General features: G+C 61.7%; 26 protein-coding genes and 1 pseudogene. 20 read left to right on the top strand and 7 right to left on the bottom strand.

The genetic code is table 11. The features are described 5' to 3' along the window. Nucleotides 1-70: 70 nt before the first annotated feature. Together CIT26_RS24065 and CIT26_RS24060 are read right to left on the bottom strand one after the other, a co-directional pair. Nucleotides 71-1,045 carry an alpha/beta hydrolase gene (locus CIT26_RS24065; protein WP_095494891.1) on the bottom strand — a complete coding sequence of 325 codons (975 nt, stop codon included), beginning with the start codon at nucleotides 1,043-1,045 and terminating at the stop codon, nucleotides 71-73. 96 nt (nucleotides 1,046-1,141) lie between these two features. Then, nucleotides 1,142-1,963, bottom strand: a complete 822-nt coding sequence (locus tag CIT26_RS24060; RefSeq protein ID WP_095494890.1) for an SDR family oxidoreductase — start codon at nucleotides 1,961-1,963, stop codon at nucleotides 1,142-1,144. A gap of 212 nt (nucleotides 1,964-2,175) precedes the next feature. On the opposite strand from CIT26_RS24060, the gene CIT26_RS24055 reads away from it, so the two are divergent. The 7 genes from CIT26_RS24055 (at nucleotide 2,176) to CIT26_RS24025 (ending at nucleotide 7,736) form a co-directional block, all read left to right on the top strand. Then, nucleotides 2,176-3,210, top strand: a complete 1,035-nt coding sequence (locus CIT26_RS24055) for a cysteine synthase A (RefSeq protein ID WP_095494889.1) — start codon at nucleotides 2,176-2,178, stop codon at nucleotides 3,208-3,210. Beyond that, nucleotides 3,210-3,953, top strand: coding sequence for an alanyl-tRNA editing protein (locus tag CIT26_RS24050; protein ID WP_095494888.1), 744 nt, complete (start codon nucleotides 3,210-3,212; stop codon nucleotides 3,951-3,953). The genes CIT26_RS24055 and CIT26_RS24050 overlap by 1 nt, the downstream gene beginning before the upstream one ends. 35 nt (nucleotides 3,954-3,988) lie before the next feature. Further along, nucleotides 3,989-4,846, top strand: coding sequence for a 3-mercaptopyruvate sulfurtransferase (gene sseA, locus CIT26_RS24045; RefSeq protein ID WP_095494887.1), 858 nt, complete (start codon nucleotides 3,989-3,991; stop codon nucleotides 4,844-4,846). Continuing rightward, nucleotides 4,846-5,409: a GNAT family N-acetyltransferase gene (locus CIT26_RS24040; protein ID WP_095494886.1), complete on the top strand. Its 564-nt coding sequence runs from the start codon at nucleotides 4,846-4,848 to the stop codon at nucleotides 5,407-5,409. Before sseA ends, CIT26_RS24040 begins: the two co-directional genes overlap by 1 nt. 99 nt (nucleotides 5,410-5,508) lie before the next feature. Continuing rightward, entirely contained in the window at nucleotides 5,509-6,066 is a 558-nt protein-coding gene (locus CIT26_RS24035; protein WP_095494885.1) for an OmpA family protein, read from the top strand. Between the two features lie 318 nt (nucleotides 6,067-6,384). After that, nucleotides 6,385-7,191 (top strand): 4-hydroxy-tetrahydrodipicolinate reductase, encoded by an 807-nt coding sequence (gene dapB, locus CIT26_RS24030; protein WP_095494884.1) that lies wholly within the window; start codon nucleotides 6,385-6,387, stop codon nucleotides 7,189-7,191. Between the two features lie 77 nt (nucleotides 7,192-7,268). After that, a complete protein-coding gene (locus tag CIT26_RS24025; RefSeq protein ID WP_095494883.1) occupies nucleotides 7,269-7,736 on the top strand; it encodes a DUF1203 domain-containing protein in 468 nt (155 codons plus the stop codon). Nucleotides 7,737-7,976: 240 nt separating this feature from the next. Here CIT26_RS24025 and CIT26_RS24020 read toward each other — a convergent pair whose 3' ends face one another. Next, nucleotides 7,977-9,278 carry an outer membrane protein gene (locus CIT26_RS24020; RefSeq protein WP_095494882.1) on the bottom strand — a complete coding sequence of 434 codons (1,302 nt, stop codon included), beginning with the start codon at nucleotides 9,276-9,278 and terminating at the stop codon, nucleotides 7,977-7,979. A gap of 201 nt (nucleotides 9,279-9,479) precedes the next feature. Beyond that, complete coding sequence (gene ald, locus CIT26_RS24015) at nucleotides 9,480-10,595, bottom strand: alanine dehydrogenase (RefSeq protein WP_095494881.1); 1,116 nt, start codon at nucleotides 10,593-10,595, stop codon at nucleotides 9,480-9,482. A 158-nt stretch (nucleotides 10,596-10,753) separates the two neighbouring features. On the opposite strand from ald, the gene CIT26_RS24010 reads away from it, so the two are divergent. Further along, on the top strand, nucleotides 10,754-11,227 hold the full coding sequence (locus CIT26_RS24010) for an Lrp/AsnC family transcriptional regulator (RefSeq protein WP_023675099.1): 474 nt from the start codon (nucleotides 10,754-10,756) through the stop codon (nucleotides 11,225-11,227). Here the strand turns inward: CIT26_RS24010 and CIT26_RS24005 are convergent. Then, complete coding sequence (locus CIT26_RS24005) at nucleotides 11,224-11,877, bottom strand: 5-formyltetrahydrofolate cyclo-ligase (RefSeq protein ID WP_095494880.1); 654 nt, start codon at nucleotides 11,875-11,877, stop codon at nucleotides 11,224-11,226. The genes CIT26_RS24010 and CIT26_RS24005 overlap by 4 nt on opposite strands. Before the next feature lie 262 nt (nucleotides 11,878-12,139). On the opposite strand from CIT26_RS24005, the gene CIT26_RS24000 reads away from it, so the two are divergent. Beyond that, nucleotides 12,140-13,405, top strand: coding sequence for an NAD(P)/FAD-dependent oxidoreductase (locus tag CIT26_RS24000; RefSeq protein WP_095494879.1), 1,266 nt, complete (start codon nucleotides 12,140-12,142; stop codon nucleotides 13,403-13,405). A gap of 132 nt (nucleotides 13,406-13,537) precedes the next feature. Continuing rightward, nucleotides 13,538-13,748, top strand: a pseudogene (locus CIT26_RS37895) (5'-nucleotidase C-terminal domain-containing protein); the annotation flags it as partial. On the opposite strand, the gene CIT26_RS23990 reads toward CIT26_RS37895, so the two are convergent. Continuing rightward, complete coding sequence (locus CIT26_RS23990; protein ID WP_095494878.1) at nucleotides 13,749-15,005, bottom strand: SAM-dependent methyltransferase; 1,257 nt, start codon at nucleotides 15,003-15,005, stop codon at nucleotides 13,749-13,751. Between the two features lie 240 nt (nucleotides 15,006-15,245). On the opposite strand from CIT26_RS23990, the gene CIT26_RS38345 reads away from it, so the two are divergent. The 6 genes from CIT26_RS38345 (at nucleotide 15,246) to CIT26_RS23965 (ending at nucleotide 18,681) form a co-directional block, all read left to right on the top strand. Further along, nucleotides 15,246-15,380 carry a hypothetical protein gene (locus CIT26_RS38345; protein ID WP_280951127.1) on the top strand — a complete coding sequence of 45 codons (135 nt, stop codon included), beginning with the start codon at nucleotides 15,246-15,248 and terminating at the stop codon, nucleotides 15,378-15,380. A gap of 106 nt (nucleotides 15,381-15,486) precedes the next feature. Continuing rightward, on the top strand, nucleotides 15,487-15,789 hold the full coding sequence (locus CIT26_RS23985; protein WP_095494877.1) for a Dabb family protein: 303 nt from the start codon (nucleotides 15,487-15,489) through the stop codon (nucleotides 15,787-15,789). A gap of 285 nt (nucleotides 15,790-16,074) precedes the next feature. Next, a complete protein-coding gene (locus CIT26_RS23980; RefSeq protein WP_095494922.1) occupies nucleotides 16,075-16,998 on the top strand; it encodes a VOC family protein in 924 nt (307 codons plus the stop codon). Continuing rightward, nucleotides 16,995-17,825: a 3-deoxy-8-phosphooctulonate synthase gene (kdsA, locus tag CIT26_RS23975; protein WP_095494876.1), complete on the top strand. Its 831-nt coding sequence runs from the start codon at nucleotides 16,995-16,997 to the stop codon at nucleotides 17,823-17,825. The genes CIT26_RS23980 and kdsA overlap by 4 nt, the downstream gene beginning before the upstream one ends. Nucleotides 17,826-17,925: 100 nt before the next feature. After that, nucleotides 17,926-18,129, top strand: a complete 204-nt coding sequence (locus CIT26_RS23970) for a dodecin family protein (protein ID WP_095494875.1) — start codon at nucleotides 17,926-17,928, stop codon at nucleotides 18,127-18,129. 186 nt (nucleotides 18,130-18,315) lie between these two features. Further along, nucleotides 18,316-18,681 carry a PRC-barrel domain-containing protein gene (locus CIT26_RS23965; RefSeq protein ID WP_095494874.1) on the top strand — a complete coding sequence of 122 codons (366 nt, stop codon included), beginning with the start codon at nucleotides 18,316-18,318 and terminating at the stop codon, nucleotides 18,679-18,681. A gap of 117 nt (nucleotides 18,682-18,798) precedes the next feature. On the opposite strand, the gene CIT26_RS36780 is transcribed toward CIT26_RS23965, so the two are convergent. Continuing rightward, nucleotides 18,799-19,071, bottom strand: a complete 273-nt coding sequence (locus tag CIT26_RS36780) for a hypothetical protein (protein WP_167391526.1) — start codon at nucleotides 19,069-19,071, stop codon at nucleotides 18,799-18,801. Nucleotides 19,072-19,085: 14 nt separating this feature from the next. Here CIT26_RS36780 and eno point away from each other — a divergent pair, with 14 nt between their 5' ends. From eno to CIT26_RS23945, 4 genes are all read left to right on the top strand, one after another. Continuing rightward, nucleotides 19,086-20,360 (top strand): phosphopyruvate hydratase, encoded by a 1,275-nt coding sequence (gene eno, locus CIT26_RS23960; RefSeq protein ID WP_095494873.1) that lies wholly within the window; start codon nucleotides 19,086-19,088, stop codon nucleotides 20,358-20,360. A 173-nt stretch (nucleotides 20,361-20,533) separates the two neighbouring features. Continuing rightward, on the top strand, nucleotides 20,534-20,857 hold the full coding sequence (locus tag CIT26_RS23955; protein WP_095494872.1) for an FtsB family cell division protein: 324 nt from the start codon (nucleotides 20,534-20,536) through the stop codon (nucleotides 20,855-20,857). A gap of 171 nt (nucleotides 20,858-21,028) precedes the next feature. Beyond that, nucleotides 21,029-22,069: a pyruvate dehydrogenase (acetyl-transferring) E1 component subunit alpha gene (gene pdhA, locus CIT26_RS23950; RefSeq protein ID WP_095494871.1), complete on the top strand. Its 1,041-nt coding sequence runs from the start codon at nucleotides 21,029-21,031 to the stop codon at nucleotides 22,067-22,069. 15 nt (nucleotides 22,070-22,084) lie between these two features. Beyond that, nucleotides 22,085-23,470, top strand: a complete 1,386-nt coding sequence (locus tag CIT26_RS23945; RefSeq protein WP_095494870.1) for a pyruvate dehydrogenase complex E1 component subunit beta — start codon at nucleotides 22,085-22,087, stop codon at nucleotides 23,468-23,470. Nucleotides 23,471-23,483: the final 13 nt, after the last annotated feature.

Genomic DNA, 23,483 nt, shown 5'->3' with positions numbered 1-23,483 from the left:
CTCGGCTCGGCTGCTCGCAATTGAAAAAGGCGATCGGAGCGATGCTTCGGTCGCCTTTTTCGCCTGAGATCTACTTCACCACCGCCTGTACCCACACGACAATGCGCTGCGCGAGGAAAGCTGTGGTTGCTGGCGACAGCGCGTCACCGGCTATGACGTGGTTGTCCCGATCACCGGTATCGTCGACCGGCACCAGTTCGTGCGCGGCGCCCCAGCGCCCGGCGATTTCGCGCGTGCGGTCGGACCGCACGATCCTGCCCGAATCCGAAAAGATGAAGAGGGCAGGGATGGTCGCCTTCTCCACCGGCGCGCCATAGGCAAGCTCGGTCAGCGCCACCATCGGCAGGGTCGCCGCGATCGGATAGCGGTAGGTCCAGAATTTCTCGTGCAGCGCATTGCGTGGCACGAAGCTGCGCTGCTTGCCGGCGACCAGCTCGGCGATCTCTCGACCCCACGGCATGGTCAGGAGTTCGGCGCCGGAAGCCTTGACGCCGAAATTCGGCGAGATGAACGCTATTGCCGCCACCCCCTCCGATGCGCCCGGCTGCGTCGCAGCCCAGGTTGCCAGCGAGCCGCCGGTCGAGGTGGCGATGACGATCACCTTGTCGCCGATCGCCCGGCCGATGGCGAGGGCTTCCTCATAGTCGTTGATCCAGGCGTTGACGCTGCCGTCCGCCATTGCGGCACCGCCCTGTCCGTGGCCGGTGAGGCGGGTGTAGTAAAGATTGGCGTCGAGCTGGTCGGCCACCTCGTCCGGCAGCGGACGAACCTCGCCCTTCGACGCCGAAAAGCCGTGGATATAGACGATCGACAGCGGCGTCCTGGCGTGAACCATCGGATTGGCCCAGATGATTTCCTTTTCCAGCCCGTCGTGAATGCCCGGTACGGCAGCCTCCTTGCGTGCCAGATAGGCTTGCGGATCATCGCCGACCACGGAAGGATCGAAGCGGATCGTGGTGTCGGCTTGGATGCGCGGGCCAAGCACGAAGGCCAGGACAAGAATGGCGGCGAGGCCCAATACCGCAAGCACGATCCGTCGCCCCATCGCAGACTCCACGCAACAATCCGCAACCTATGGCCGCGATGGCAAACAGGCAACGGCGTCCCGCCGGCGGCGGGATCGCCAACTTTGAAGGCCCGTCTATTCACTCGGCGGCTTGCGGTCGAAATTCAGCGGACGCGCCTTCCAGCGGGTCGCGGTGCTGATGACCCATCGGCAGAACGGTCTCGGCAGGATTCTGAGCAGCTTCAGGCCCCAGCTCAAGCGGCGCGGGAAGGTGACTTCGAAGCCGCCGGACTTGATGCCGCGCGCCATGCGGCGCGAGGCGCGATTGACGGGCATCAGCCCGGGCATCGGCAGCAAATTCTTCTCGGTCAGCGGGGTGTCGACGAAGCCCGGATTTATCACCTGGATGCGGACGTTCATCTTGTCGAAATCGTATTTCAGCGACTCTGCGAGGATATTGACCGCCGCCTTGGTGCCGCCATAGGCGGCCGTGGTCGGCCAGCCGAAATAGGCGGTGACCGAACCGACCAGGACGATATGGCCGCGCGCGCGGACGCGCATGCGTTCGATGACCGGCACCAGGCCGTTGATGATGCCGAAATAATTGACATCGAAGGACTGGCGAAATCCACGGACGGTGAGGTCTTCGCCGGCGGTCGCAATATAGCTCCCGGCATTGAAGACGGCCAAGACGATCGGGCCGAGATCCTTCTCGATCGCCGCCACCGTCTTTGCCATGCGTCTCTCGTCGGTGACGTCGCAAGGATAGGGCGTGACATGGCCCGGCATCTGCGCCGTCTCGACAACAAGCGTATCGATCGGATCGTCGTCGAGCGCCGTCACCGCGACGGCATAGCCTTGCGCCGCAAGGTCCTTGGCCAATGAACGGCCGATGCCGCTGCTGCCGCCGGTGATCCACGCGACGCCGTCTTTCGGGTTGGCCCGGTAGAGAGTCATGCTATGCCCTGCGACTTTTTCTTAGCCTGTGCTCTAGCGACGAAGAAATCGAATGAAAAGAGCGCTTTTCAGTGGGAGCTTCAACGAATAGCGGAAGGCGACGTCGATTTTAGGAATTGCAGCCCAGAAATGCAGCTGGACCAGACAAATTCTTGCCTTGAAACCGAAGCTTCGGGTTTCTAGGGTTCCGCCGCAAGCATAAAGGAATCTCCATGCCCCGTTCTGTGATCGAAGCGATCGGCAATACGCCTCTGATCCGCCTCAACAAAGCCTCGGAAGAAACCGGCTGCGAAATCCTGGGCAAGGCCGAATTCATGAATCCGGGCCAGTCGGTCAAGGACCGTGCCGCGCTGTTCATCATCCGCGACGCCGAGCAGCGCGGGCTCTTGAGGCCGGGCGGGGTCATCGTCGAGGGGACGGCCGGCAACACCGGCATCGGATTGACGCTGGTGGCCAAGGCGCTTGGCTACCGCACCGTGATCGTCATCCCCGAGACGCAAAGCCAGGAGAAGAAGGACACGATCAAATTGCTCGGCGCCGAGCTGATCGAGGTGCCTGCCGTTGCCTACAAGAACCCCAACAATTATGTGAAACTGTCGGGCCGCCTGGCCGAGCAGATGGCCCGGTCCGAGCCGAACGGCGCGATCTGGGCCAATCAGTTCGACAACGTCGCCAACCGTGACGGCCATACCCGCACCACGGCGCAAGAAATCTGGGCCCAGACCGGCGGCAAGGTCGACGGTTTCGTTTCGGCGGTCGGCTCCGGCGGAACACTGGCCGGCGTAGCCTTCGGGCTTAAGTCCAAGAGCAAGGACGTCAAGATCGCGCTCGCCGATCCGCTGGGTGCGGCGCTCTATAGTTTCTACACCACCGGAGAGCTGAAATCCGAAGGTAGCTCGATCACCGAAGGCATCGGGCAGGGGCGGGTTACCGCCAATCTGGAAGGGTTCACACCGGATTTCTCCTTCCAGGTTCCGGACGAGGATGCACTGCCGATCGTCTTCGATCTTATCCAGGAGGAGGGCCTATGCGTCGGCGGCTCGACCGGTATCAACATTGCCGGCGCGATCCGGTTGGCGCGTGAGATGGGTCCCGGCCACACCATCGTGACCGTGCTTTGCGACTACGGCACGCGCTATCAGTCAAAATTGTTCAATCCGGAATTCCTGCGTCAAAAGAAACTGCCGGTACCGGGCTGGATGGAACAGCGGAGCACAATTTCGGTGCCGTTCGAGAAGGTCGCGTGATGGCTTACAAAACGGAAGCGCTGTTTCGCGACGACGCCTATCTCAGGACGGCTGACGCCACGATTGTCGCCGTCAACGACCGTGGCGGCATCATCCTGGACCGGACGATCTTCTATGCCACGTCGGGCGGGCAGCCGGGCGATACGGGCACTCTCGAACGCGCCGACGGCAGCCTGATCGCTGTTGCCGCCACAATCACCGGTGAGACCAAGGACGTGATCATTCATGTGCCGCCGCCTGAGCAGGCGGTGCTTGAGGTCGGCGAACCGATAAAGCTCGCCGTCGATTGGGAGAGGCGGCATTTGCTGATGCGTATGCACACAGCCTGCCATTTGCTCACCGTCGTCTGCCCGTTCCCGATCACCGGCGCCTCGGTTTCCGAGGACGACAGCCGTATCGATTTCGATATTCCGGATGCCGGCTTCACCAGGGAAGACGTGACGGCCCGGCTGATGGAACTGGTGCGGGCCGATCACCCGGTCTTTGTCAGGCTGATCACCGACGAGGAACTGGCGGCCAATCCGGGACTGGTGAAATCCAAGAATGTTCGGCCACCCGTCGGCACGGGCAAGATCCGCCTGGTCTGCATTGGCGAGAACGCCTCGATCGACAGCCAGCCTTGCGGCGGCACCCATGTGAAGAGCACAGGAGAAGTCGGCGAGATCCATATCGGCAAGATCGAGAAGAAGGGTCGCGAGAACCGGCGCTTCCGAATACGCTTTGGACCGATGCCGCCGGCCTGATAAACAGATTGTCAAAGGCGGGCAGGAGAAGAAGAATGGCCGAAGACAGCCCTTTCACCGTCGATGCGGACTGGTTGCAGAAGCGCCTCGGCGAGCCTGGCCTGACCATCGTCGACACGTCCTGGTATCTGCCGGCGCAGAAGCGCGACGCGCGCGCCGAATATGACGCAGCGCACATTCCAGGCGCCCGCTTCCTGGATCAGGATGCGATCTCGGATCCTGATTCCCCACTGCCGCACACGCTGCCGTCGCCGCAGCATTTCGCCCAATATGTCGGCGCCATGGGCATTTCGGCCGACGACACCATCGTCGTCTATGACGGTCCGGGCTTCTTCTCGGCGCCGCGCGCCTGGTGGATGTTTCGTGTCATGGGGGTGTTCCAGGTCTACGTATTGGGCGGCGGTTTCGACCGCTGGAAAGCGGCGGGACGGCCGGTGACGGCGGAGCCGACGAAGATCGCGCCCTGCGTGTTTCATGCCGACTTCGATACCGCTCGCGTCGCCAGCCTGGCCGATATGCGCCGGATCGTCGAGACCGGGGAAAGCCAGATCGCCGACGCGCGTTCGCCTGGCCGGTTTGCCGGTACCGAGCCGGAGCCTCGCGCCGGCATCCGCTCGGGCCATATGCCCGGCGCGCACAATGTGCCGTTTTCGGCGCTTGCCGAGGACGGCGAGCTGCTGCCGAAAGACCGATTGCGCAAGGTGATCGAGGACGCCGGCATCGACCTGTCGAAACCGGTTGTCACCTCTTGCGGCTCAGGCGTCACTGCGGCGGCGATCACGCTGGCGCTCGAGACGCTTGGCCATACCGACAACAGGCTCTACGACGGTTCATGGACGGAATGGGGAGGGCTTGGCGATACGCCCGTCGTGACGGGCAAGGATCGACAGTGATGGAAAACGGAGCGCTTGAAGACATCGAGGTCACGGTGACGTTTCTCGAAATGCATGTGCCGCCGGCCTATTCGCCGCCGGTGCCGTACAACCGCCAGATCGCTCTGCTGAAAACCAAGGACATTCCTCTGCATTTCTACCGCTATTTGATGGATCGGGTGGGTCGCAAATGGCACTGGGTCAACGTGCTGAGGCTGAGCGACGAGGAGCTTTCTGCAGGCATCCATCGCGAGGACCGCGACATCAGGGTGCTGTATCTCGATGGGTCGCCGGCCGGCTTCTTCGACCTAAAGCCGCATCTGCCGGAAGAAGTGGAACTTGCCTATTTCGGCATGATGGAGCACGCGACCGGCCAAGGCATCGGCCGCTGGTTCCTCGGTGCGGCGATCGCCGCCGCCTGGTCGCACGGCCCAAGGCGGGTGACGGTGCAGACCTGCACGCTCGACCATCCGGCGGCATTGCCGCTCTACCAGAAGCTCGGCTTTGCACCGGTCGCGCAAAAGAAGGAGATCGTGCATCCAATGACCTTCGCCGAGCGTGCGGCCAGCGTCATGCGGCCATGATTTTCTCCGCAAACTGAACCTATTGTTCATCAATGCTTCAGCTTGTCTTTGCCATCTTGCCGGCACCATCAATGCGGCAGAGGCCGAAGGAGAAAAGACATGCTGACCCGACGCACATTTGCCGCCGCGCTGATTGCGGCCCTCGCCGTGCCGACCCTTGCCGCCGCCCAGGCAACCACGCCTTCGGCGGCGACGATCGAGCGTCAGCTCGAGGCCGCGCCCCGCGTTAAGCTGCGCCCGAACCAGCGCGTCACCATCCGCGAATTCAAGAGGCGGCCGGACCTGCGGCGCATGGCCCGTTCGATCGATATCCAGTCGATCAATTTCGCCTTTGGCTCGGCGGCCATTTCCGAATCGCAATATGGCAAGATCGAAAATATCGCCGATGCGCTTCGGCGCATCCTGCGGCGCGACCGCGGTGCCCGCGTGCTGATCGAAGGCCATACCGACGCGGTCGGCTCTTTCCAGTCGAACCAGATCCTCTCCGAACAGCGCGCCGCTTCGCTGAAGCGCACCTTGGTGCGCGAATTCGGCGTGCCGGGCTATACACTGGAAACCGTCGGCTACGGCGAGGAATTCCTGCTGGTGCAGACGCAGAACGAGAATTGGCGCAATCGCCGGGTGACGCTGCGCCGCTTTGACGACTTCATCCGCTGAGCGCCTGTCCGAAATCCGCATTGGCGGCCATCTGAAGGCGTTTTCTGCGCTTCCGGTTCTCGAAGACACCATCATCTGACTCGCCGCTGTAATTTTCGAAACAGGCTCAGTCACTGCGGTCTGGATCAACACCCGAAAAAGAGCCTGGCTTGAATGAGCCGCGCTCTTTCCATATCGCTGTCGGTCAAAGCCTACCGCATCGGCCCGAAAATCGGGATCGATTCTCGAAAAGCACGATGCGTAGACTCAAATGTTGGAGCGTCCTTTGCGCGTCCAAAAAGGACGCGTGGCGCTCCAATGATGATGGAGGATCAAACGATGACGATTCGGGTGGTGATGGCCGGTGCGACCGGCTGGGTCGGCAAGGCACTGGTTCCGGCGATCGGGGCGCAAGGCGACATGGCACTGGTCGGGGCTGTGTCGCGCAGCGGCGCGGGGCAGGATTCCGGCCTCCTGGTTGGCATGCCGGCCAACGGCATCACCGTTTCCGCATCGCTGGCCGAGGCGCTGGAGGTACCGTCGGACGTGCTGGTCGACTACACCAAGCCGCATGTGGTGAAAGACCATGCGCTGCTGGCCATAGAGAAGGGGCGGCACGTTGTGATCGGCACGTCGGGGCTGGGTGCGACCGATTTCGGCGAGATCGACGCTGCAGCACGCGCCAATCGTGTCGGCGTTATTGCAGCCGGCAATTTTTCGATCACCGCCACGCTGATGAAGCGGTTTGCCCTGATGGCGGCGAAATACGTGCCGGATGTCGAGGTGATCGACTATGCGAGCGCCAAGAAACCTGACGCGCCGTCCGGCACCGCGCGCGAGCTTGCCGAAGCGCTGGCCGATGTCCGCAAGGCTTCGACGGTGCGGCCGGTCTCGGAGGTCTCGGGTGTGCCGGGAACCCGCGGTGCGGCGGTCGGTACGGGCGAGGGGGTGCAGGTGCATGCGCTTCGCCTGCCTTCCTACATCCTGTCCTGTGAGGCGCTGTTCGGCCTGCCCGACGAGCGGTTGACCATTCGTCACGACGCCGGCTCGTCCGCTGCTCCTTACGTGGCCGGCACACTGCTCGCTATCAGGCGGGTACAGGAGATCACAGGGCTGGTGCGCGGTCTCGACGCCTTGATGGACTGATCCGAATTGGCAGGAATCGGGTGGGAGACGCTGGCGCAGCGGCGTAATTTCCGGTCGACGATACCGGAGATTTCGCCATGACCATCCAGTTCAAAGCCTTGCCCACGGAAGATGTCAGAGCCTTGCAGCGCGGCGCGCCGGACGCCTACGGCCTGATACCAGAGCGGACAATATCCGACGGCGACGGCGTGCCTTGCCGCCACTGCCTGAAGAACGTGACCGCCGGAGACGCCTATCTCATCCTCGCCTACCGGCCATTCCCGGAATTGCAGCCCTACGCCGAAACCGGACCGATCTTTCTGCATGCCGAGGAATGCGAGCGCGCCGCCGAAGCCGAGGCGCTTCCCGAAATTCTCGAAAGTGCCGACTACATCATGCGCGGCTACGGCAGGGACGACCGCATCGTCTATGGCAGCGGCGGCGTCATTCCAACGGCCGCTATAGCGGCGCGGGCCGAGACCTTGTTCGAGCGCAACGATATCGCCTATGTGCATGTCCGCTCGGCGCGCAACAATTGCTACCAGTGCCGGATCGAGCGCGCGTGACGATCCGGGCGGTATTCATCGGTCGCAGCTGTCGTACGCCTGTCGCATTGTCGCGTTACGGAATGATTGTCGATCGATTTGCCGACCGCGGATGAACCGGCGGGAAGTCTCGATATCAGAGGAAGCGGGGCTTTGGCTCCGCTTTTTTGTTGCCCGCCCTGTCCGCCCCGCATTTCTTCCGCCCCAAAGAAAAAGCCCGCCGGAATGACCGGCGGGCTTTTACTGTTGTCTGGACGGTCTTTAGTTGAACTTGTACTTCGCGCCGATGCGGACGGTATGGAACGAAGGCGTGGAGGTGAGAGTGTCGTCCGGCAGCCCAAGTTCCGACGAAAAATCCTTCTCGGAGAACTGCGAATAGCGGTACTCGAGGCCGACGGTCACGTTGCTGGACATGGCCGTTTCCAGACCACCACCCACCGAGAAGCCGCTGGAGTCCCAATCGAGGATATCGCCGATGGGTGAAGACGCGTTCAGATCGAAGTGCTGCCAACTGTAACCACCGAGCACGTAGGCGAGGGTTGACTCGTTGACTTTCATACCGACACGACCAAGCACATCGAATCCGTAATCAGTATCCAGATTGATCGACCCGCCCGGGACCTCAAGTTCCGAAGTCATGCCGGAGTAGCGGGCATCCACCATGACGCCTGCGACCCAGCTGCCGAAATCATGGTCGTAGCCGACGTTCAATTCGCCGAACACGCCTTCGCCACCGATCCCGTTGAACTCGAGGTCGCCAGCCGGCGGAACGTCGATCTGATGCACCGATGCACCCGCACCGGCGGCGCCGCCGACGTAGAAGCCGGTCCAGTTGTAGGCAGGAGCCTCAAAAGAGGCGACGCCACCATTCTGGGCGCCAAAGCGATAGTTGGCCGCAACCTGGAACGTATGCCGCGACGTGTCGAGGTTGAGGGTGCCATCCGGCACACCGAAATCGGAAAGGAGATCATCATTAGTACCGAAGCGGGTATAGCGATATTCTGACTTGATGGTCCAGTTGCTGTTGATGGCCGTTTCAACGCCAGCTCCGACGAAGTAGCCGCTCTGGTCCCAATCGAAATCAAAACCAGCGTTCGTGTCGAGTTTGTATTTCTGCCAGGAATAGCCACCCAGCACATAGCCCAAAGTGTTTGGCGTGAAGAGATAACCAAGCCGCAACCCAGCGTCGAAACCGTAGGTCTCGCGGACCGAAGCTTCAAAACCAGCAACATCGAGCGTGGTTTCAATGTTGCCGGCATGGGCATCCAAAAGTCCGCCGATCAGGAAGCGCGGCGACACCATATAGTCGTACCCAACTGTCAGTTCACCGTATACGCCTTCACCGCCAATGCCGTTGAACGAGAAGCCAGGAACCAAATCGCTGCTGATCTCGTGGACATTGGCGCCGGCGCCAACACCAAAGCCGACATAGAGGCCACTCCAGTTGAAGGCCGACGTCTCGACGACCGGCACAACCGCGTCGGCGGCATGGGAAACCGATCCGAGCGCCAGAACGGAAACTGCGCCAAGAAGAAGAGATTTTGCGAATCGTTTGCTGGTCATTGCCCCTACCTTTTGAAAAACCCACCACCCGTCTAGCACCCGCCCATGCTGGCGGCTGTAACAAAAAAGCCACAGGAAAGACACATTGCACGCATGACGGGCAAAGCCGGTCAGCCAATCGCAAACCGTGAAATTTGCTTGTAAAAAAAAGAGCCGCCGAGGGCGTCGGCGGCTCTGTCGGGAGAGGATTGAGCGGCGGGTTCAGGCGGCGAGAACGGCCTTCGGCTCGACCAACTCATAGCCGAGTGATTCGGCCACTGCGCGGTTGGTGATCTTGCCCTTGTGGACATTCAGGCCGTTGCGCAAATGATGATCGTCGATCAGCGCATTCAGGCCCTTGTCGGCGAGCTGCAGGCCGTAATGCAACGTTGCGTTGTTGAGCGCGTGGGCCGAAGTGACCGGCACCGCACCCGGCATATTGGCGACGCAATAGTGAATGACGCCGTCGACCTCATAGGTCGGCGCGGCATGAGTTGTGGCGTGCGAGGTCTCGAAGCAGCCGCCCTGGTCGATGGCGACGTCGACAAGCACCGAGCCTTTCTTCATGCCCGACAGCATCTCGCGCGAAACGAGTTTCGGCGCGGCGGCGCCCGGGATCAGCACGGCGCCGACGACGATGTCGGCCGAAAAACATTCCTCTTCCAGCGCCTCGACGGTCGAATAGCGGGTGTGGACGCGGCCGCCGAAGATATCGTCGAGCTGGCGCAGGCGCGGGATCGAGCGGTCGATGATGGTGACGTCGGCGCCAAGGCCGACCGCCATCCGGGCGGCGTGCAGGCCGACGACGCCGCCGCCGAGCACCGTGACCTTGCCGGGCAGAACGCCGGGCACGCCGCCAAGCAGCACGCCGCGGCCGCCATTGGCCTTCTGCAGCGCGGTGGCGCCGGCCTGGATCGACAGGCGGCCGGCGACTTCCGACATCGGCGCCAGCAGCGGCAGGCCGCCGCGGTCGTCGGTGACCGTCTCGTAGGCGATGGCCGTCACGCCGGAGGCCATCAGGCCCTTGGTCTGCTCCGGATCCGGGGCGAGATGGAGATAGGTGTAGAGGATCTGGCCGTCACGGAGCTGGACCCATTCGTCGGGCTGCGGCTCTTTGACCTTGACGATCATGTCGGACTTGGCAAACACGTCGGCGGCCGTCTTGGCGATGGTGGCGCCGGCTGCGCGATAGGCGTTGTCGTCGGCGCCGATGCCGGCGCCGGCACCGGCCTCGATCAGTACTTCGTGGCCATGCGCGACATATTCGCGGACCGAGCCCGGCGTCAGGCCGACGCGGTATTCGTGGTTCTTGATTTCCCTGGGGCAGCCGACGCGCATCTCTTCTCCTCCTGATCCGGCCCTTTGGGGCACGTTCCCTGTCTAGAGATAGTGAACCATGAATCGTCCCGTAGGTGTTTGCGAATGCGCTTGCGCAAGAGGGCACGGTTCGATAATCGTTGCGCAAAACAGCCGGATTGTCGCAGGAATCCTGAAAAATGCCACTCGACAGGATCGATATCGCCATTCTCGAAACGTTGCAGAAGGATGGGCGGATACCCAACGCGGCGCTTGCCGAGAAGGTCGGCCTGTCGCAGTCGGCCTGCTCGCGGCGGCTGGACAATCTGGAGAAATCCGGAACCATCCGCGGCTATCACGCCCGGCTTTCCAATGCCGCTCTTGGCCACCAGATGACGGCGATCGTGCATATATCGCTGTCGGGGCAATTCGAGAAGACGCTGTCGGATTTCGAGGCGGCGATAAAGCGCTGCCCGAATGTCCTGTCCTGCCACCTGATGTCGGGTGAATACGATTATATCCTGCGCATCGCGGCAAAGGACCTCGTCGACTATGAGCGTATCCACAAGGAATGGCTGTCGGCGATGCCGCATGTGACGAAGATCAATTCATCCTTCGCCTTGCGCGAGATCGTCGACCGGACGGCGGTGGGGATGAAGCCGGAACTTGCTTAGGCCTTGAAGGTCCCCGTCACCACCCGGTCCATCGGGATGTCGTGCGGCTGCGGATAGATGGTGGCAATGCGCTGCAGTTCGTAGCCGACACCGATGACCAGCGGCTTGAAAGGCATCGCCGCCAGTGTGCGGTCGAAGAAGCCACCGCCATAGCCCAGCCGATACTGTCCCGGATCGATGCCGACGATCGGTGAGATGACGATGTCGGGCAGCACCGGATCGCCTTCAGCCGGGATCGGGATATTCCAGACGCCCTTCTCCAGTCGGTCGCCCGGTGTGTAGGCGCGAAAGACAAGCGGCCGGCCTTTCTCGATGACAACAGGCAGTGCGGTACGGCCGCCGCGCTCATTGACGGAAGCCATCCATGGCCGCAGATCCGGCTCGCCGCGGAACGGCCAGTAGAGGCTGACCACGCGGCCGGCGACGTCGCCGATAACCGCGTCGAGGCTTTCGCTGATGCGCTGCGACATTGCCGTTCGCGCGTCAGCCGAGACAGCGAGGCGCGCCGCAATCAGCCGCTCGCGCTCGGCCTTGCGCCATCGTTTCACGTCGGTCCAGTCGGATAGGGGCGCCCGGAGTTCCGGGTCGTGCATGAAGCAAGGGGGCGAGGAATAGTGAGCCGGACCTTCATCGTCATGATCGCTATCCAAGTTCCACTCCTGTCGTCAGTTTCAATGAAATTATACTCGGCGGCAGGATAGGGCATGTACATTCGCGACATCTTAGGGCGGGCAGTCAGCAAAGTCGGATGTTGTTGCAGCGCACAAAAGTCCCTACATCAGATTTGGCGAAATTGCTCTCCAGCCTGCTCTCCCGGCCGACCTGCTCTCCCGGCCGACCTGCTCTCCCGGCCAACCTGCTCTCCCGGCCAACCTGTTCTCCCGGCCAACCTGTTCTCCCGGAGTGAATGAGATGAACGAATCCAGCCATCATGTCGTCGTCGTCGGGGCGGGCTTTGGGGGGCTCGAATTCACCCGCGCGCTTGACGGTGCGCCGGTGCGCATCACCATGATCGACAAGCGCAACCATCATCTCTTCCAGCCGCTGCTCTACCAGGTGGCGACCACGGCGCTGGCGACCTCGGAAGTCGCCTGGCCGATCCGCCATCTCCTGCGCAAGCGCAAGGACGTGACGACGCTGCTCGCCACCGTCAGCGGCGTCGACCGCGTCGGCAAGCGCGTGCTGTTCGATGATGGCGGCGCGGTCGCCTACGACACGCTGCTGCTGGCCACCGGCGCCCGCCACGCCTATTTCGGCCATGACGAATGGGAGCCTTTCGCGCCAGGGTTGAAGACGCTGGAGGATGCCACCACCATTCGACGGCGCATTCTGCTGGCCTTCGAGCAGGCCGAGCGGGAAACCGATCCCGCCAAGCGCCAAGCGCTGCTGACGCTGGCGATCGTTGGCGGCGGACCGACCGGCGTGGAACTGGCCGGCACCATTGTCGAACTGGCGCACGACATGCTGCGCGGTGAGTTCCGCAACATCGATACCAGGCAGACGCGCGTGGTATTGATTGAGGCCGGTGACCGCATTCTTCCCAATTTTGCGCAAGAACTCTCCGACTATGCCAGCAAGGCGCTTGAGCGGCTTGGCGTGACGGTCGAACTCGGCCGGCCCGTTACACGCTGCGATGCCGAGGGCGTCGTCTTTGGCGACACGCACCTGCCGGCCAGAACCATTCTGTGGGCAGCAGGCGTTGCCGCTTCGCCGGCCGCCGAATGGCTGGGGGTGGCAGCGGACCGCGCGGGCAGGGTGCTGGTCGAGCCCGACCTGACCGTGCCGGACAGCCCGGAGATTTTCATCGTCGGCGACGCAGCACACGTCCTGCGGCCGGATGGCCGCATGGTGCCCGGCGTAGCACCCGCCGCCAAACAGCAGGGCCGGCATGTCGCCGCGACGATCAAGGCCCGGCTTGCCGGCGACATGACCCCGCGGCCTTTCCGCTACAAGCATGACGGCGATCTGGCGACGATCGGCAAGCGCGCCGCCGCGATCGATTTCGGCTGGATCAAGCTCACCGGCCGGCTGGCCTGGTGGCTGTGGGGTCTCGCGCACATCTATTTCCTGATTGGATTCCGTAACCGGCTTGCGGTTTCGCTGAGCTGGCTATGGATTTACGCGACAGGTCAGCGCAGCGCGCGGCTAATCACCCAAGGCGACGACGACAGGAACTGACGTCTCCGCGCGCGCATGCATCCGCACGTTATCTGTTCCTGATGGACTCGACTGGATTCAGGCGCGAAGCTCTGCCTTCGGGCAGGACTTGGCACGCTGTTGAGGGCTGGCACGTCTTGAACGGGAGCCGCCTCGAACCGCATCATCCACTTGATGTTCGACGGAAAACCAATTGATCCCATGCGGAAATTCGTCGTCGCCACCAAAAAATTACCGTGCCAGCGGCGGCGGCAATTCCCGGAGATCAACGCCTCGAAGATCATCTGCGAGGCGCCGGACACCAACCGCGACGTGATTGTGCTACCTTATCAGCCAGGGCACGATCAACCCGTCGGCGGTTGCCCTAAGCCCTGTAAACCACCTGGCGGACATCGATGTAGCTGGCGCGGAAGCCGGCTTCGCAATAATGCAGGTAAAACACCCAGAGCTTCTTGAAGCGGTCGTCGAAACCGAGTGGGACGATCTTTTCCCATGACCCCCAAAAGCGGTGGCGCCATTCGGCGAGCGTGCGGGCATAGTCGTCCGGGAAAATGCGCTCGCGCAGATGAGCAAGGCCATGGTCTTTGCCGAGCGTTTTCAGGATCGACGGCGTCGGCAGCATGCCGCCCGGGAAGACGTAACGCTGGATGAAATCCGGCCGGGCGCGATAGGTGTCGTAGGCTTTCTCGTTGATCGTGATGATCTGCAGACCGGCGGTGCCGCCAGGTCGCAGGCAATCCTTCATCTTGCCGAAAAACACAGGCCAGTATTTTTCGCCGACCGCCTCGAACATCTCGATCGAAGCAATGCGGTCGTAGGAACCGGTTTCGTCGCGGTAGTCCTGCAGCTTGATGTCGATCTTGTCGGCAAGTCCAGCCTTCTGGACGCGTGCTCTGGCGAAATCATGCTGCTCGCGGCTGATTGTCAGCCCGGTGACGCGGCAGCCGATCTCGCGTGCGGCGAACTCGGCAAAGCCGCCCCAGCCGCAACCGATTTCAAGCACGTGGTCTTTCGCGCCGATGCCCGTGTCCTTGGCCAGCGCGCGATATTTGGCGGCTTGCGCGCTTTCCAGATCGTTGGCGCCAGCCGCATAGAGCGCCGACGAATAGGTCATGCTCGGATCCAGCCATTCCTTGTAAAAGGCGTTGCCGAGATCGTAATGGGCCGAAATGTTGCGCTTCGAGCCGGTGCGGGTGTTTTGGTTGAACCAGTGGCGGACACGCTGGACGGCGTTGATCAGCCAGCTGGCGCCGCCGGCGATGCGCTCTCCGATTTCTGAATTGACTACGAACAGTTCCAGGAAACTGGTCACATCGGGACTGTCCCAATCGCCGTCCATGTAGGATTCGGCGATGCCGATGGTGCCGCCGGTGAAGGCGCGGCCGGGCAAGCGCCAGTTCTTGAGCACCAGTTCGGCGTCCGGACCCGGCGACTTGCCGCCGACGAGGACGGCGCGGCCGTCCGGCATCCTCACCTTGAGCGAGCCACGCGGCAGGTTCATCGCCGCCGACAGCACCATGCGCGCCTTGGCCGGCAGGCCTTTGACGGTCTCGGCGAAATTGAATTCGTCCAATCTGACCGCGTCGCCCGACGCAACGCCAGTGTCTTCCTTGTGAGCCATGTCACGCCCCCGGGGACTCCTGCGGCGCCGGCGCAAAATGGCCGGTTTCCACTCTCTCGCAGTTCATCGCCAGGGCGCGCCGCTTCCCGATGAATCCCCGCAGCAATCTTTCACGTCATCAAGGGGAACTTCAAGAGCCAAGGCAAGCGAACATGGGTCAATGGATAGATTTTGGGGGAGGGCGCGGATCAACGCCGGAATCACTATGGTTGCAGCCACCCAGGTGCAGTAGTTATAGCCATGCGTTATGTCATCGTCATCTGCGCCGTCACGTTCTTCCTGATCTGGGACGGACTCTACAATCAGGGCCACTATCTCGACACCACGGTCAGGGAGATAACGCGCATCGTGCGCTACATCACTGGGATGGTGTAGGTTTCTTTTCCCCGCCCAGCGCGTTGTCGCCGCGACATCGTTGCCGGTTGACGCGACCGTTTTGCCCACACAAAACACACTTGCACATCGATCGAGGAGGCTGGGGTTGATCCGGCATATCGTTTTCTTCAGCGCGCGGCACAAAGAGGATGTCGAGGTCGTACGCACGGGCTTGCTGGCGCTGGGCAACATCCCCCATTCCCGTCTTTTCGAGGTGACGCTCAACAGCAAGGTCGACCCGCTTTCGGACGAGATCGACGTGGTCGTTTATGCCGAGTTCGAGGACGATGCCGCTCTGGCCGCCTACAAGGCGCATCCGCTCTATGCCGAGACGACCAGCCAGATCAAACCGCTGCGCGAATTGCGATATTCGGCGGATGTTGTGGCTGCAACCTTGAAGAGAAATTGAGCGAAGCAGGAGCAACGTTACGCTGTCTGAGCGGCGGTCGGTTCTGTCGAATCGGCGCCCGGCCGCTTCGGCGCGTCCCAGACCAGCATGGCGAGAACAGCCATCGCGACGCTGCCGCTATGAACAGGATCTTTCTCATTTTGGACCACGTAGGTTGGTTTTCCGGCAGCGGCAAGTATCCCGGAGGTTCGCGTAATGCGGCCACGCGATCGGCTGCCTTGGATCCTTGCGGCGTCAGGCGAGGCTCTTGAACCAACTTCCGGAATGATGCACACCGCGCCCGGCATGACCGAGACGAAGACAGCAGGCCCTTATCCGCCAGGCCCTTATCCGCCGGGCACCTACCCGCTTGACCATCTTGTGCTGCCGACCGCGAGCCTCGGCGTGGCGCGGGCGCGGCTGGTTTCGCTTGGCTTTGTCGTGGCGCCGACCGGCATCCATCCTTTCGGGACGGAAAACTGCTGCGTCTTCCTTGAGGACGGCACCTATCTCGAGCCGCTGGCGGTGGGCAACGAGAAGGCGGTGGCGAAAGCGATCGCCGACGGCAATATCTTCGTCGCGCGCGATCGCGCCTATCGCGACAAGCGCGGCAATGAGGGATTTTCCGCCCTGGCCTTGGGCACCGAAGATGCGGATGCCGATCACGTGCGCTATGTCGAAGCCGGCCTGTCTGCCGGAGACATGCTGAGCTTTTCGCGCGCCTTCACCGACCCGGCGGGAAAGAGCGACACGGCATCGTTCAAACTGGCCTTCGCCTCCGGCACCGGGGCGACGGACGCATTCCTGTTCGCCTGCGAGCGGATCAATGCGCCGAAAGTAGACCGCACCGCATTGCAGATCCACCCAAATGGCGCAACCGGCATCATCGAAGTCGTGGCGGTCAGCAACCAGCCATCGGAACAGCACCGATTGATTTCGATCGCGACGCGCAGTCCGGCTGCCGGACAGGGGAGCAGCACTGCATTTGTCCTACCGAACGCAAACTTGACCCTGCTTGACCCGGTTGCTTTCGAAACGCGCTTCGGCATACCTGCCGGCGCGCCATCGGAACTCCGCTTCGCGGGGATCGTCTTTTCAGTTCGCTTCGCAGACACGGTCGCCAGGCTGCTTGCAGCCAGTTCCGTCGAACACGAAATACGCGGCAATGATATTGTCGTGCGGCCGGCATCCGGGCAGGGTGCGGCCTTCATTTTCCGGGAGATCGCATGAACAAGCCCAAGTCGTCCGTAACTGTCGGCAATGTCGTCTTCAGCAACACCGCGCCGTTATCGCTGATTGCCGGCCCGTGCCAGCTTGAATCGCGCCAGCACGCCTTCGACATGGCTGGGGCGCTGAAGGAACTGACTGAGAAGCTGGGGCTGGGCCTCGTCTATAAGACCAGTTACGACAAGGCCAACCGCACCTCGCTTGGCGGCACGCGCGGCGCCGGCCTCGATGCGGCGCTGCCCGTCTTCGACGATTTGCGCAAGGCGTTTTCGCTGCCGATCCTGACCGATATCCACACCGAGGAACAGTGCGCGGTCGTGGCGCCGCATGTCGATATCCTGCAGATCCCGGCTTTCCTCAGCCGGCAGACTGATCTGCTGATCGCGGCGGCAAGAACCGGCAAGGTCGTCAACGTGAAGAAGGGCCAGTTCCTCGCACCGTGGGACATGAAGAACGTTGTCGCCAAGATCACCGGTTCCGGAAACGCCAACGTGCTGGTCACCGAGCGCGGCGCGTCCTTCGGCTACAACACGCTGGTGTCCGATATGCGCGCCCTGCCGATCATGGCCGAGATCGGCGCGCCGGTGATTTTCGACGCCACGCATTCGGTGCAGCAGCCGGGCGGCCAGGGCGGCTCCTCGGGTGGCGATCGGCGCTTCGTCGAGACGCTGGCGCGCGCCGCGGTTGCGGTCGGTGTCGCCGGCGTCTTCATCGAGACGCATCAGGATCCCGACAATGCCCCCTCCGATGGTCCCAACATGGTGCCGCTGAAGGACCTTCGGGCGCTGCTCGAAAGGCTGATGGCATTCGATCGCGTCGCCAAGGGCTGAGCAAGCTGAGGGCCGGGCCTAAGTCCCGGCCCCTAAACTTGTGGTCAACAGGTGCCGGTTGTACGCTGCCCAGGCACAGAGTGCCTTGGAGGAGGAAGCCATGTCCGTCGCCCGCGTCACCGAAATCACATCATCGTCTAATAAGAGTTTTCAAGAAGCCATCGAACTGGGAATTGCGCGCGCCGCAAAGACCTTGAAGAACGTCGAAGGAGCCTGGATCCAGGACCAGAAGGTGGTCGTCGAGGACGGCAAGATCTCCGCGTATCGCGTCAACATGAAGGTCACCTTCATCCTCGCTGAGTGACCGGTTAGAGCATTTTTGCAGCCAAGTGGATTCACTTGACGTCGCTGAAATGCAGCTAAAACAAATAGATAGAGCGGGATGCTCAGTTCAATTTGAATGCATCCCGCTCTAGTGTCGAAAACTCTGGAACCTTCATCCGCGCCCCTCATTGTCAGGCATAGCGTCAACGACAACGAGGAGTACACAATGACCACCCAGACAGGACACACTGAAGCCATCGCTGCCTCGCGGGTCATCGGCACATCCGTCTACAACACGGAAGGCACGCACATCGGCGACATCGAGGATGTCATGCTCGACAAGTTGTCGAATGGAATCATGTTTGCCGTGATCGGCTTTGGCGGATTTCTCGGCATCGGCGAGAAGTACCACGCCATTCCGTGGGCGAGCCTCGACTATGACGAGAACAAGGGCGGCTATGTCGTGCCGTTCACGAAGGAGCAACTGAAGGCTGCTCCCGCCTATTCGATCAACGAATTGACGGGCGCCGACGGCGAGGCCGCGCGTGATGCTTCATACAGCTACTACAAGGTGGAGCCTTATTGGCATTGACCTTGCTCTGCCGGAATCAAAAAAGGCCCCCGGGTTGGACCGGGGGCCTTTTTGCAGGATATCTACTCCGCCGCAAGGGTCGACAACTCTACCGCGCCCTGTTGAGGCTGCTGAGTGTCACACGACGTCAAAAACGCCGCCGCGATCAGGAACAAACTCACGATACCGCTCAACTGAGACATGGCGAAACTCCTCCTGTTTCGCCCCGCGCAGTGCGAGCATAAACCAGAAAGCCGCATGCCGCCAAGACTTATGACTGACATGACTTATGATGACAGCAATTTGTGCTTCGTGAACCGGCATGGCGGAGGTGGCGGCACTATTTGCGGACGCCCCGATTGCGTTTTGCAGCACTTTGGCTAAGACGTGCGCGACGCTTCGTCGGATCAATCGGGGACATCGCAATGACTGCCATCATCGACATTGTCGGGCGTGAAATCCTGGACAGCCGCGGAAACCCGACCGTCGAGGTCGACGTCGTGCTCGAAGACGGCTCGATGGGCCGCGCTGCGGTGCCTTCCGGCGCCTCGACCGGCGCGCATGAGGCGGTCGAACTGCGCGACGGCGGCGCCCGCTACCTCGGCAAGGGGGCTCTGCGGGCGGTAGAGGCCGTCAATGGCGAGCTATTCGAGGCGATCGGCGGTATGGAAGCCGAGAACCAGATCCACATCGACCAGACCATGATCGAGCTCGACGGCACGCCCAACAAGAGCCGGCTCGGTGCCAATGCCATCCTCGGCGTCTCGCTGGCTGTCGCCAAGGCTGCGGCGGAAGCGGCCGGACTGCCGCTCTACCGTTATGTCGGCGGCACCAAGGCGCATGTGCTTCCAGTACCGATGATGAACATCATCAACGGTGGCGCCCATGCCGACAACCCGATCGACTTCCAGGAATTCATGATCCTGCCGATCGGTGCGCCGACACTGCGCGACGGCGTGCGCTGGGGCTCGGAAATCTTTCATACGTTGAGGAAGCGGCTGAAGGACGCCGGCCACAACACCAATGTCGGCGACGAGGGCGGCTTCGCTCCTAACCTGAAGAGCGCGCCCGCTGCGCTCGATTTCATCATGGAATCGATCGAGCAGGCTGGCTTCAAGCCGGGCGAAGAGGTTGCGCTCGGCCTCGATTGCGCCGCGACCGAATTCTTCAAGGACGGCAACTACGTCTATGAAGGCGAGAAGAAGACCCGCGATCCGAAGACCCAGGCCAAATATCTGGCCAAGCTCGCGGCGGACTATCCGATCATCACGATCGAGGACGGGTTGGCCGAAGACGATTGGGATGGCTGGAAAACGCTGACCGACCTCATCGGCAAGAAAACCCAGCTGGTCGGTGACGATTTGTTCGTCACCAATACAGCGCGGCTGCGCGACGGCATCCGCATGGGCGTCGCCAATTCTATCCTGGTCAAGGTCAACCAGATCGGCTCACTGACCGAAACGCTCGACGCCGTCGAGACCGCGCACAAGGCCGGCTACACCGCTGTCATGTCGCACCGCTCGGGCGAAACCGAAGATTCGACCATCGCCGATCTCGCCGTTGCCACCAATTGCGGGCAGATCAAGACGGGCTCTCTGTCGCGCTCGGATCGCATGGCCAAGTACAACCAGCTCATCCGCATCGAGGAGGAGCTCGGCAAGCAGGCGCTCTACGCCGGCAAGTCGATCGTGAAAGGCTGAGTCCACGAATGAAAAGGCGGGACATTCCCCGCCTTTTCTGTTCAACACCGCCAAATCCGGTCGTCCGTAACCGTTCATTAAGCACAATCGAGCGAGAAAGGGCTAGGTCGCAGAGTGTTAGAGCGTCCTTTGCGCGTCCAAGAGGAGGCGCGGCGCTCTAAGGGATTTGGATCATGTGGACACGTCAGCACAAGCAGAGAAATACCGGTCGACTGATCATTCCCTCGCTCTGCGTGGCATTCCTGGCCTATTTCGGCTTCCACGCCTATCACGGCGAATTCGGCATCTATTCCAAGTATCGGTTGCAAGCCGAAGCCGTCGATCTGCAAAGTAAGCTCGATGCCGTCAAGGCGCGCCGGATCGACCTGCAGCGACGCGTTCAGCTGATGCACCAGGGTACGCTGGAGAAGGATATGCTCGACGAGCAGGCGCGCAAGGCGCTCAATATGTCCCATGCCGACGAAATCACCATCATGTTACCGGCTACGGCAAGATAACCAAATTCAAGTTAATCGCCGATATTTTCAATGATTTTAACCGCTTAGATGCATGTCAGCCATGCATTTTTCAGCATGGCGAAACGCTTTCTCGCGTGTTAGCCTTCCTAAATCGGTGGGGAGAACTGATCTCCCTCAGTGTCCGCAAGAGACGCCAACAGGGAGTGATGCATGGCCACCGCCGCCAGAAAAGCGCCTGCCAAATCCAGATCCGACGGCAAATCGGCGGGGCTTTCAGCCCCTAAACCTGTCGACTTCACCAAGGACGAGGAGCTTGACGCCTACCGGCGCATGCTGCTTATCCGCCGCTTCGAGGAAAAGGCCGGCCAGCTCTACGGCATGGGCTTCATCGGCGGCTTCTGCCATCTCTATATCGGCCAGGAAGCAGTTGTCACCGGCATGAAGATGGCGCTGATCGACGGCGACCAGATGATCACCGCCTACCGCGACCATGGTCACATGCTGGCGATGGAACTGTCGCCGCGCGGCGTCATGGCCGAATTGACCGGGCGCCGCGGCGGCTTGTCCAGGGGCAAGGGCGGCTCCATGCATATGTTCTCCAAGGAGAAGCATTTTTACGGCGGCCACGGCATTGTCGGCGCGCAGGTTTCGCTCGGCACCGGCCTCGCCTTCGCCAATCGCTATCGCGGCAACAACAACGTGACCCTGACCTATTTCGGCGACGGCGCCGCCAATCAAGGCCAGGTCTATGAGAGCTTCAACATGGCCTCGCTGTGGAAGCTGCCGGTGATCTACATCATCGAGAACAACCGCTATGCCATGGGCACCTCGGTATCGCGTTCGTCGGCCGAGACGGATTTTTCGCACCGCGGCGCCTCCTTCAAGATCCCCGGTATCCAGGTCGATGGCATGGACGTCCGTGCAGTCAAGGCAGCCGGCGATCTCGCAACCGAATGGTGCCGTGACGGCAAGGGGCCGCTGATTCTCGAAATGCAGACCTACCGCTACCGCGGCCACTCGATGTCCGATCCGGCAAAATATCGCTCTAAGGAAGAAGTGCAGAAGATGCGCTCCGAGCGTGACCCGATCGAGCAGGTCAAGGCGCGCCTGCTCGACAAGAAGTGGGCCGACGAGGACGAGCTCAAAACCGTCGACAAGGAGGTTCGCGACATTGTCGCCGACGCCGCCGAATTTGCCCAGAACGACGCAGAGCCGGATCCGTCCGAGCTCTGGACCGACATCGTATTGTAACGAGAGGGCAAGGACATGCCGATCGAAATTCTCATGCCCGCTCTCTCGCCGACCATGGAAGAGGGCAATGTTTCCAAATGGTTGAAGAAAGAGGGTGATAAGGTTGTCGCTGGTGATGTCATCGCCGAGATCGAAACCGATAAGGCCACGATGGAAGTCGAGGCCGTCGACGAAGGCACGCTAGCCAAGATCGTGGTTCCTGCCGGCACCGAAGGTGTTAAGGTCAACACGCTGATCGCCGTGCTCGCCGTTGATGGTGAAGACATCGACAAGGCAGGCGAAGGCATCGGCGAGGAACCTGCCAAGGCTGAAACAGCAGCGCCAGCGCCTGCTGCGGCCAAAATCGAGGGCGCAGCACCTGTCGCCGCGGCGCCGAGAACCGAAATCGCCGCCGATCCCGACATCCCCGCCGGCACGGAAATGGTCTCGACCACCGTGCGCGAAGCGCTGCGTGACGCGATGGCCGAGGAAATGCGCCGTGACGACGACGTCTTCGTGATGGGCGAGGAGGTCGCCGAGTACCAGGGCGCCTACAAGATCACGCAAGGGCTGCTGCAGGAATTCGGGGCGCGGCGCGTCGTCGATACGCCCATCACCGAACACGGTTTTGCCGGCGTCGGCGTTGGCGCGGCGATGGCCGGCCTGAGACCGATCGTCGAGTTCATGACCTTCAACTTCGCCATGCAGGCGATCGACCAGATCATCAACTCCGCCGCCAAGACGCTCTATATGTCCGGCGGCCAGATGGGCGCGCCCATCGTGTTTCGCGGGCCGAACGGCGCGGCCGCCCGTGTCGCCGCCCAGCATTCGCAGTGCTATGCCGCCTGGTACAGCCACATTCCCGGCCTGAAAGTGGTGATGCCCTACACCGCCGCCGACGCCAAGGGGTTGCTGAAGGCCGCGATCCGTGACGCGAACCCGGTCATCTTCCTCGAGAACGAAATCCTTTACGGCCAGTCCTTCGACGTGCCGAAGATGGACGATTTCGTGCTGCCGATCGGCAAGGCGCGCATCCACAAGTCAGGCAAGGATGTCACCATCGTCTCCTTCGGCATCGGCATGACCTACACGGTGAAGGCCGAGGCCGAATTGCGCGGCATGGGTATCGATGCCGAGGTCATCGACCTCAGGACCATCCGCCCTCTCGATTTCGACACCATCATCGCCTCGGTCAAGAAGACCAATCGGCTGGTGGTGGTGGAAGAAGGGTTTCCGCAGAGCTCGGTCGGCGATCATATCGCCAACCAGGTGTCGCAGCGCGCCTTCGATTTCCTCGACGCGCCGGTCATCACCATTGCCGGCAAGGACGTGCCGATGCCCTATGCGGCAAACCTCGAAAAGCTGGCGCTGCCCAATGTCGGCGAGGTCGTCGAGGCGATCAAAGCCGTCACATATCGCTGAGCAGGGCCGGAGG

Source organism: Mesorhizobium temperatum (assembly GCF_002284575.1).
Taxonomy (GTDB): domain Bacteria; phylum Pseudomonadota; class Alphaproteobacteria; order Rhizobiales; family Rhizobiaceae; genus Mesorhizobium; species Mesorhizobium temperatum.
This window is presented reverse-complemented; position numbering and strand designations above follow the sequence as displayed.